Below are 9,787 nucleotides of genomic sequence, written 5' to 3' on the forward strand. Positions count from 1 at the left end.
TAATAAAATAATCATTTTTTGAGCATTCCTTTTTTTTGAAATAAAAAAAAGACACCATATGCACTATATCTTTTTGGTTTTAAACACATTAATAACCCAAAAAGCATAGCATTCCAATGGCTGATATGAATATAATCAATAAGCTTTTTCAATTAAAAGACATACTGATTAATTAAGTATTAATAGTATCTTTGCGCAATAATAAAAAGAAATTATTTTATCTATGAATCTTCAGGATATCCCCAAACTTAACCATTTAAACGCTGACAATTTCTTTTTGCTTTGTGGTCCTTGTGCCATTGAAGGCGAAGATATGGCTTTGCGAATTGCCGAAAAAGTGGTAACCATTACCAACAAATTAGAGATTCCTTATGTTTTTAAAGGTAGTTTTAAAAAAGCCAATCGGAGTAGAGTGGATAGTTTCACTGGTATTGGAGACGAAAAAGCATTAAAGATTTTAAAGAAAGTTTCAGACACCTTTGGTGTCCCAACAGTTACCGATATTCATGAAATTTCCGATGCGCATCTGGCCGCACAATATGTTGATGTTTTACAAATTCCTGCCTTTTTAGTTCGCCAAACAGATTTACTGGTAGCTGCTGCAGAAACGGGTAAAGTGATAAATCTAAAAAAAGGACAATTTATGAGTCCTGAAGCGATGAAACATGCCGTACAAAAAATAAAAGATTCTGGTAATGAAAAAGCATGGATCACTGACAGGGGCACTATGTTTGGTTATCAAGATATGATTGTAGATTTTCGTGGCATTCCAACCATGCGCCAATATGCACCAACTATTTTAGATGTGACACATTCGTTGCAACAACCCAATCAGTCAAGTGGCGTAACAGGTGGCAGACCCGATATGATTGAAACCATCGCCAGAGCTGGCGTTGTAAACAATGTAGATGGCTTATTTATTGAAACCCATTTTGACCCAGCTAACGCAAAAAGTGATGGTGCCAATATGCTTCATTTAGATCTTTTGGAGCATTTATTAACCAATCTTGTTGCTATCAGAAAAACAGTTAATTCCCTATAATCTAATTTTTAAATGAAATACAATTACACAACATCTATGTTCTGCATAGCCATTGCGCTATGTTCCATTCAAATTAAAGCTCAAGATTCTGCCAAACCAATCAAATACGCTGCCTCAAACAAAGGGAAATTCTTTTTTAACTGGGGAGGCAATAGAGAAACATTTTCTAAATCTGATATTCATTTTAAAGGTGAAGATTATGATTTTACAGTAAATAATGCTTCTGCACATGATAAACCTAAAGGCTGGCATATCGATTATGTAAATCCTACAAGAGTCACCATACCTCAAACCAATGTTAAGATTGGATATTTTATATCAAATAAATACGCCATAGCATTAGGTGTAGACCACATGAAATATGTCATGACCCATAATACCAAAACAGTTAACGGCTATATAAATCTACCAAACTCAGAGCCAGGCTCAGTTTACAATGGCACTTATAATAATGATCCTGTTTTTTTGTCTGAAGATTTTTTACAATTTGAACATACCAATGGTTTGAATTATGTGTACGCTGAATTTTCGAGACACGATGATATTTCAAATCTTTTCAAATTACCAAATATTGATAAGTTCCAAATAAATATAACGGAAGGGATTGGTGCGGGCATATTATACCCAAAAACCAATACAACCTTACTACAAAAAGACAGATATGATGAATTTCATTTAGCTGGTTATGGTGTTTCTTTAAATGCGGGCGTTAACTTTACTTTTTTCAAATATTTCTTTATGGAACTTGATTTAAAAGGTGGTTATATTGATATGCCTGACATTAGAACCACAAGCAATGTTGCAGAAAGTGCTTCTCAACACTTTTTATATTTACAACGCATTATTGCTTTTGGAGGTATTTTTAGAATTTAATTCCCATTTTCATGGGAATGGCAAATTCTTAAATCGATATTCACATGAGATGAGTTGTTCCTCAAATAAACCAGGCTTTTCTACTTATGCTTAATTGGTTGGATGCGGCATGTAATAATTCCACAAAATTATCATAGTCTAAATCTTCCAACGTTTTTAATTGAATAGAGCGTACTTGTTTTCGTTTATTATCGTTTTTTAAGACAGGAAACTGCTTTTCTAATAATACACCTTGAACAAAAGCTACATCTACATAATTGGTGCCTTTTAGAATATTCAAGTAAAGCATGGGCTTTTTATGGCAATTGTAAAATGGGATTTTATAACTATATCTTTCTTCAACTTCTGGTAATGCATTTAAAATAATACTTCTTACATAAAGCATGATAGATTGGTAAGGCTCTTTTTGATTAAGAAAATATTGCTCTACAGGTTTCAAAGTTTAAGGCTAGTTTAATTATTCTTTTCTGTTCTTCTCTTGTATATTCCTAACAATTTTTGCAGCCATACCTCTAGAAACAAAACGATGTATGGTCGCTAAAAATTTATTTATAATTCCTGGAATGGCTACTGTTTTTCCTTTGTGCATAGCATTGTAACCATAACGTGCTACTTCAGAGGGGCATGCCATATTAAAACTAATTTTATTGTCGGCAGCATTTTCTGAAACAACATCTTGAAAAGCTGTTTTAGTAGGCCCTGGACACAAGACAGTTACGGTTACGCCCGAACCTTTAAGTTCATTGGCAATAGCTTCAGAAAATGATAACAAATAAGATTTTGAAGCATAATAAATAGACATAAGTGGTCCTGGTTGAAAAGCGGCTAATGAAGATATATTAAGAATTTTTCCGGATTTTCGCTCTACCATCCCTTCTAGCAATAGTTTAGTTAAGTGGGTTGTTGTAATAATATGTAAATAAAGCATTTCAAGCTCTCTTTTCCATTCCGTATTGTTAAAAGTGCCAAACAACCCAAAACCTGCGTTGTTAACTAAAACATCTATAGGGGCTCCATTGATTTCTTCAACGATTTGACTGGCAACATCTGGCACACTTAAATCTTTTACAAGAACTGTGACTTTACAGCTAAAAGATTTTTCAATTTCTGACTTGACTAAATGTAGTTTTTCAGAATCAATATCTACTAATATCACATTATAAGCATCATTAGCCAACAAAAGTGATAATTCATAGCCTAATCCTGAAGCGGCTCCAGTTATTAAAGCTGTTTTTGTCATAAAATTAAATTAGAATAAAAAACTTTGTACAAAACTATCCCTTTACATTCATATAAGTATGTCAATTTAAAAAAAATAATAATTATCAAAGAGTCTATTCAGTTTGCAGTGGAAAAGGCATTGATGGTTTTATTTCCTAATTCAGACCATAGGGTCGAATATACGCAATCTTTTCAACCCTTAAAGTTGTAACCAGAAACGTATTTCATTCAAAAGTAATGACACATTATTCAAATTATAGTTTGCAGTGTCATTTTATTTTATTTACTTTGTTTTTCAAAGTACTTTTATATGGAATCAAAAGATTATTTAAAAGACCTAAGTGAGATTAAAAATTTGATGACTAAATCATCTCGTTTTATTTCCCTTAGTGGATTATCTGGAATACTTGCAGGCATTTATGCATTGACAGGAGCAGCTGTCGCTTATTGGTTAGTAGAAAACTCCGCTAGGGAGTATTTAATACTTGATGGCACTATTTTTAAATTGGTATTGTTGGATTTATTTTTAATTGCCTTATTAAGTGTCATTACCGGTATTTACCTTACAACAAAAAAGGCAAAAAAAAATGGTGCTAAAATTTGGGATAGTACGTCTAGACGACTTGTAATTAATTTTTTAATTCCATTAATTGTTGGGGGTATTTACATTTTGATAATATTAGGTCAACAAAAATATGGGCAAACCGGTGCTTTAATGCTTATATTTTATGGCTTGGCATTAATTAATGCTTCAAAATACAGTATAGGAGATATTCGCTACCTTGGCTTCATTGAAATTGCATTAGGCCTAATTGGGGCTTTATACCCTGGTTTAGGGTTTTGGTTATGGGTTTTAGGATTTGGGATTATGCACATAATTTATGGTACTTGGATGCATTTTAAGTATGATGTTAATTAAGTTCACGAAGCATACCTTTAATAAATAATAATTTGGGAATAATAACCAACATAAATAAAGTATTCGATCACCGTATTAGATTAGGCATTATGTCTATTTTAATGGTGAATGAGTATGCCGATTTTAATATGCTTAAAGAATTATTAGGAGCGACTGATGGTAATTTAGCAAGCCACACCAAAGCCTTAGAAACTGCAGAGTATATTAAAGTTGAAAAACAATTTATTGGCAGAAAACCCAATACACGTTACAGCACAACTAAGTTAGGAGAACTGGAATTTAAAAAGCACCTTGACGCACTCGAAAAAATAATAAACAAACATTAACCTTTTTTTTAATCTTTTACTTTGAAAAACAAAGTACTTTAAATAATTAATTATGGAAAACACAAACACACCACAGCAAAACAAATTCGGAAATTGGCTTAAAACCTCCATTACAGCTAGAATGCTCATGGTCGGTTTTTTAATTATCATCTTATTAATACCGCTATCATTTATTGAAAGTCTAATTAGAGAACGTTCTTTTAGGCAATTAGATGTTGTAGAAGAAATCAATTCCAAATGGGGAAATAATGTTTTAGTTTATGGGCCTATTTTAAAAATTCCTTATAAAACATATTCAGAAACCACAACATTTAACGAGAAAACAAAAACCTATTTAAAGGAAACAAAAACGCATATAAATTATGCATACATATTTCCAGAATCATTAAAATCTGACGCAAATGTAAATTCAAAAAAATTAAATCGAGGCAATTTTGAATCAGCAGTCTTTACAACAAACATGAATTTTTCAGGTTATTACATTCCTACTGATTTAACTTCAAAAGATATAAAACCAGAAGACATTATATGGGACAAAGCCACTGTAATTATAGAAACCTCAAATTTAAAAGGTATCACAAGTGAAATGTTTTTAAAGTTAAATAATGAAACTTATACATTTCAAACCAACTATAATGAAGAATCTGAAAACACAATTGGTCTTTTAGATGTTTTAGAATCTAATTTTATAAATGCTGATGCTATTTCAAAAAACGACAATGCAAACTTTAGTATTTCAATCACTTTTAATGGTAGTAAAGAAATAGAAATAATCCCTATTGGGAAAACAACTACCATGAGCATGACATCTAATTGGGCAGACCCAAGTTTTATAGGTAATTATTTGCCAAATGATGAAACTAAAAAAATCACTAAAGATGGTTTTAAAGCAGATTGGAAAGTACTACATATAAATAGAGCCTTTTCACAACAACATTTAAATAAAATACCAAACCTTAATGCATTTGCTTTTGGTACTAAATTTATGGTTATGGTAGACGAATATCAAAAAAGTGAACGTTCTGCAAAATATGGTTTTTTAGTTATCGCTTTAACTTTTTTAATATTCTTTTTAATTCAGACATTAAGCAAAATAGATATCCATCCATTTCAGTATTTAATGATTGGATTAGCGTTAACTATGTTTTATACACTTTTGGTTTCCATCTCAGAACATAGTAATTTCTTAAAAGCATACCTAATTGCTGGAGTTTCGGTAATTGTTTTAATTACACTATACTCAAAATCTATATTAAAAACATTTAAGTTCCCCATATTTATAGGACTTTCATTAACAGCTTTATACACATTTATATACGTTATTATTCAGTTAGAAAACTATGCGCTTTTAGTGGGCAGTATTGGTCTATTCTTAATACTTGCAACAGTAATGTATGTGTCAAGAAAAATAGATTGGAATAACGGTTAATTTATTGGTTAGTGATGTGTTGCCTCACTCCGATTCTCAATTTAGATACGAGTGAGGTTAACACTAATTTTAAAAACACAAGCTATGTTTAATTTAATTCAAGTGAGTAAAATTATTGTATTAATCAGTTTTATTATTGGAACTATACTATTCTCATTATTTCTCTACTTAGGTGAATCTAAAATACCTATTATGATTGGTTTTAAATTTGTAATTGTAGCCATTGTAATCAATGCTATTTTCTTTTTTGCCAATTTATTATTGTCTTCCATATATAGTGAAAATAGGATTGATTATATAAAAACATGCGGAATAATCCTGATAAACATTCCTATTGCCATTCTTTATCTATATATAATTATATCTATTGAATTCCCACCTAAAGGATAATGTATGTCACTAAAATTAAACAAAACATATACACTACTATTCATTGTAATATTTACTATTGAAATATTAATTGCAAAATTTTTAACCAGTGGCTTTATCCGTTATACTTTTGGTGATTATTTAGTAGTCATTCTAATCTATTGTTTCTTAAAAAGTTTTATACATACTGAAGCAGTTAAAATGGCTATCGGCGTTTTAATATTCGCTTTTGTTATAGAGTTTTTACAACTCATAAACCTGCTTCAGCTATTAAATTTAGAAAACTACAACCTAGCAAAACTCATTTTAGGAAGCACATTTCAAATTTCAGACTTAATTGCTTACACTCTTGGCATAGTAACTATTCTAATAATTGAATATAAAATATACAAACTATGGATTCCATAAAACACCTCCTTTTTAATCGGTTTAAAACATTTTATTTAGTAACAATTTCAATATTTTTAAATATTGTATTACTTATGATACGAATGAAATTAACACATTCCTTTCATTTCTTGTTTTTGGTTTGGAATTTATTTTTGGCAGTCATTCCATTCGCCATTACGGCCTATTTAATAAGTAATCCCAAACTTAGTAAATATGGTCTGTATTTCTGGTTTTGTGTGTGGCTGCTATTTTTACCAAATGCCCCTTATATAATTACAGATTTATTACACTTAAAAGTAAGCTCCAGTTATTTATTATGGTTAGATGTTTTGGTAGTAACCTCTTTTGCTCTTAATGGCTTATTGCTGTTCCTACTTTCTATTACAGATATGAAAGCAATAATGAGCAGATTTACTAACAACAAATATGTTAACCCTATTTTTATATTTATTCTTTTTTTATGTGGATTTGGAGTTTACTTAGGAAGATTTTTAAGATATAATTCTTGGGAGGTTATTCAAAATCCTTTAAACTTATTAAACGATATTATATTTTTAATTATACATCCTAATCTCAACTTAGAAGCTTGTCTATTTACCTTCATTTTTGGAAGTTTTTTAAATGTAGCTTATTGGATGTTTAAACAACTTTATGCAAATACTTCCAAGTAATTCTTATGAAGAATAACTATCATTTTATGAAAAATTTATATAATGGAATAATTTTTGAAGTAAAGAGATCGAATCCATATTCAATTACAAAGTTTTTATACCTTTGCACTCCGCGTTAGCGATTGAAGCATTGTTGGAGCTCCTTGAAAAGAGCGACTGCCGAAAGCGCGACCCATTAGGGTAACGCCCACTTCTCGATACAATTCCTTAAAAAAAGGGAATCGCTCGAAGTGATAAATCAATACTGGGGTCGACTGGTTTTGACAGCGAGATTAATTGAACGGTAAGCACGTCGTGTAATGACTTTGAAACACGTAAAAGGCTAGGTCAAACTTTTAAACGGCGAGAATAACTACGCTTTAGCTGCTTAATCTGAATAAAGTAAGATAAGCCTCGGCACACAAGGTGTGCGAGCTAAATGTCTCCAGAAAGCCTTGGTTAACGGCGTTCTTTTTAGAGGCATCGTAAATGTTAACATAGATTGTGTGGCGCTTTGACACACTTTTGAAACTAAAAAAGATAAGTTATAAATAGGTTGTCTTTAACCAGTTTATAATCGAAAAAATAAGAAAAGAATAAACGCGTAGAAAGCCCTTTGGTTACTTGTTTGGACGAGAGTTCGATTCTCTCCGACTCCACTAAATGACTATTAAGTCAGAATAAAGACCCTGTAAATTCTTGATTTACAGGGTTTTTCATTTTATTTAATATCATATAAAACCATCCTAATCGAGACCAATTCGGTGACTCTTTTGGGATTTAAAATGAGTTCATATAGCATAAAAACCTTTATTTTCAATTATTTATACAATTCAAACACTAGATTTAAATGCTAATTTACTGCTTTTAGCGCTTTTACAAAATCTGAAATTCGTCTTACCCTGAAAACTGATTTTTCTATCTATTTTTCATTTTTCACTTCAACTTACTAAGATTTTGAAGTATGATCGTTTTTGTTCAAAACTAAATTTCAAACCAATTTGTTATTATTTTATTTTCTAAAGGCACATTGCTTACATGGACAAACTCATTTTTAATGGCATTATGACAATAGTCCTTTCCCCAATGTGCATGGTTTTTGCTACCAATTCAATGGCATTGCAAATAAATTCTACCTGTGCGTCAGTCATTGTTGGATGAAGGGACATTCTAACCCAACCAGGTCTTTCATTGAGACAACCTTCCAATATTTTTTGCTCAATGGCTTTTAAAGTGGTTTGGTCTACATAAAAAAGATAGTGTCCATAGGTGCCAGCACATGAACATCCTCCCCTAGTTTGTACACCAAAATGGTCGTTCAATAATTTGACTATCAAATTAAAATGGGCATGGTCTATATAAAATGAAAATATGCCCAATCTATCTGTATGCTCTGGAGCCAAAATATTTAGATTATCAATTTTAGAAAGCCTATCAAAAACAATTTTGCACAATTCATGCTCTCTATCCAAAATGTTCTGACCACCCATTTCTTCTTTTAACTTAATGATAGGGCTATTCTTATGGCTTGTAGAAAGCCTCGAGTACCCCATCCTCTTGGGTTTCGATATCGTCAATATAATCATGGTCACCCATGGATTGGTATAGCTAACAGTGCCACCTCCTGGATTATCTGGCATTAGGTTTTTATAAAGTTTCTTATTGAAGATTAATACACCTGAAGTTCTGGGCTTTCGCAAAAATTTATGAGGTGAAAACGTGATGGTATCTAGATAGGCTTCTTCATCATTAGGATGCATATCGATATTAACATAGGGTGCCGAACATGCAAAATCCACAAAGCACAAGCCATTGTTCTGATGCATGATTTTAGCTACCTGATGGTAATTTGTCTAATGCCTGTAACGTTAGAGCAACCTGTGATAGCTGCAATTTTTATAGGTACATCATGATATTTACTTAGTAAGACACCAGACTTTCCAAGCAAGGCAAACCGTTGGTGTTTGATGGAATAACTTTAACCTTTGCTATGGTTTCCAACCAAGAGGTAGGGTCTGAATGATGTTCCATATGCGACAAGAAAATAATCGGACGCTTTTCTTCGAGAACTTTGGTATAGTCTTTTAAATTCTCATTAAGACAGAGCCCAAGGATACGCTGAAACTTATTGATAGCTCCAGTCATTCCTGTCCCAACCGTAATCAGCAAATCATATTTTGAAACATTCACGTGATTTTTTATAATATTTCTGGCCTCATGATAGGCGAAAGTCATTGTGTAACCTGTAATGGAAATTTCCTATTACCTTAAAATCCCCTTCGCTATCGTCATAGGTGAATGCCTTGGCTATCAGCTCATATTCCGTTCCCGATAGTTTCTCTACCGATGTGATCCATTTTACTAGTGCCAACACTTGGGAATTGACCGTAATACTTAATAAAATACTTATTGCAAGAAGAAATTGCCTCATTTTTTTACTGTTCCTTATTTTATATTGAATACCAGATCGACTTCGGTCGGCGGCAAGCATCTGCTATCGTCACACACCATGAATTCGACGGTCGCATCCACCTTGAAGGGCTCTTTCCCTTTTAACTTGATGCGCTG

The 9,787-nt window shown here is 31.9% G+C and carries 13 protein-coding genes and 1 other RNA gene; 9 read left to right on the top strand and 5 right to left on the bottom strand.

What is annotated here, in order from left to right; genetic code table 11:
* Positions 1–223 precede the first annotated feature (223 nt).
* Together kdsA and DKT72_RS15465 are read left to right on the top strand one after the other, a co-directional pair.
* Positions 224–1,042, top strand: a complete 819-nt coding sequence (gene kdsA / locus DKT72_RS15460) for a 3-deoxy-8-phosphooctulonate synthase (protein WP_111309649.1) — start codon at positions 224–226, stop codon at positions 1,040–1,042.
* 12 nt (positions 1,043–1,054) lie between these two features.
* Positions 1,055–1,915 carry a hypothetical protein gene (locus tag DKT72_RS15465; RefSeq protein WP_370445578.1) on the top strand — a complete coding sequence of 287 codons (861 nt, stop codon included), beginning with the start codon at positions 1,055–1,057 and terminating at the stop codon, positions 1,913–1,915.
* Positions 1,916–1,976: 61 nt separating this feature from the next.
* On the opposite strand, the gene DKT72_RS15470 is transcribed toward DKT72_RS15465, so the two are convergent.
* Both DKT72_RS15470 and DKT72_RS15475 read right to left on the bottom strand, forming a co-directional pair.
* A complete protein-coding gene (locus DKT72_RS15470; RefSeq protein WP_111309651.1) occupies positions 1,977–2,354 on the bottom strand; it encodes a DUF1801 domain-containing protein in 378 nt (125 codons plus the stop codon).
* Between the two features lie 18 nt (positions 2,355–2,372).
* Positions 2,373–3,155: an SDR family NAD(P)-dependent oxidoreductase gene (locus tag DKT72_RS15475; protein WP_111309652.1), complete on the bottom strand. Its 783-nt coding sequence runs from the start codon at positions 3,153–3,155 to the stop codon at positions 2,373–2,375.
* Between the two features lie 291 nt (positions 3,156–3,446).
* Between DKT72_RS15475 and DKT72_RS15480 the strand changes: the two genes are divergently transcribed.
* From DKT72_RS15480 to ssrA, 7 genes are all read left to right on the top strand, one after another.
* A complete protein-coding gene (locus DKT72_RS15480; protein WP_111309653.1) occupies positions 3,447–4,055 on the top strand; it encodes a hypothetical protein in 609 nt (202 codons plus the stop codon).
* Positions 4,056–4,087: 32 nt separating this feature from the next.
* Positions 4,088–4,381 (top strand): winged helix-turn-helix domain-containing protein, encoded by a 294-nt coding sequence (locus DKT72_RS15485; RefSeq protein WP_111309654.1) that lies wholly within the window; start codon positions 4,088–4,090, stop codon positions 4,379–4,381.
* Between the two features lie 52 nt (positions 4,382–4,433).
* Complete coding sequence (gene creD / locus DKT72_RS15490) at positions 4,434–5,810, top strand: cell envelope integrity protein CreD (RefSeq protein ID WP_111309655.1); 1,377 nt, start codon at positions 4,434–4,436, stop codon at positions 5,808–5,810.
* Between the two features lie 102 nt (positions 5,811–5,912).
* A complete protein-coding gene (locus DKT72_RS15495; RefSeq protein WP_162623333.1) occupies positions 5,913–6,200 on the top strand; it encodes a hypothetical protein in 288 nt (95 codons plus the stop codon).
* A gap of 3 nt (positions 6,201–6,203) precedes the next feature.
* Complete coding sequence (locus DKT72_RS15500; RefSeq protein WP_111309657.1) at positions 6,204–6,587, top strand: ribosomal maturation YjgA family protein; 384 nt, start codon at positions 6,204–6,206, stop codon at positions 6,585–6,587.
* Between the two features lie 83 nt (positions 6,588–6,670).
* Positions 6,671–7,240: a DUF1361 domain-containing protein gene (locus DKT72_RS15505; RefSeq protein WP_162623334.1), complete on the top strand. Its 570-nt coding sequence runs from the start codon at positions 6,671–6,673 to the stop codon at positions 7,238–7,240.
* Between the two features lie 246 nt (positions 7,241–7,486).
* Positions 7,487–7,881, top strand: a transfer-messenger RNA (tmRNA) gene (gene ssrA, locus DKT72_RS15510).
* 372 nt (positions 7,882–8,253) lie between these two features.
* Here the strand turns inward: ssrA and DKT72_RS15515 are convergent.
* From DKT72_RS15515 to DKT72_RS18295, 3 genes are all read right to left on the bottom strand, one after another.
* A complete protein-coding gene (locus DKT72_RS15515; protein WP_111309659.1) occupies positions 8,254–9,045 on the bottom strand; it encodes an aminotransferase class V-fold PLP-dependent enzyme in 792 nt (263 codons plus the stop codon).
* Positions 9,046–9,139: 94 nt separating this feature from the next.
* Positions 9,140–9,454: an aminotransferase class V-fold PLP-dependent enzyme gene (locus DKT72_RS15520; protein WP_111309660.1), complete on the bottom strand. Its 315-nt coding sequence runs from the start codon at positions 9,452–9,454 to the stop codon at positions 9,140–9,142.
* On the bottom strand, positions 9,435–9,650 hold the full coding sequence (locus DKT72_RS18295) for a hypothetical protein (protein WP_162623335.1): 216 nt from the start codon (positions 9,648–9,650) through the stop codon (positions 9,435–9,437). Before DKT72_RS18295 ends, DKT72_RS15520 begins: the two co-directional genes overlap by 20 nt.
* Positions 9,651–9,787: the final 137 nt, after the last annotated feature.

Source organism: Confluentibacter sediminis, from assembly GCF_003258355.1.
Lineage (GTDB): Bacteria > Bacteroidota > Bacteroidia > Flavobacteriales > Flavobacteriaceae > Confluentibacter > Confluentibacter sediminis.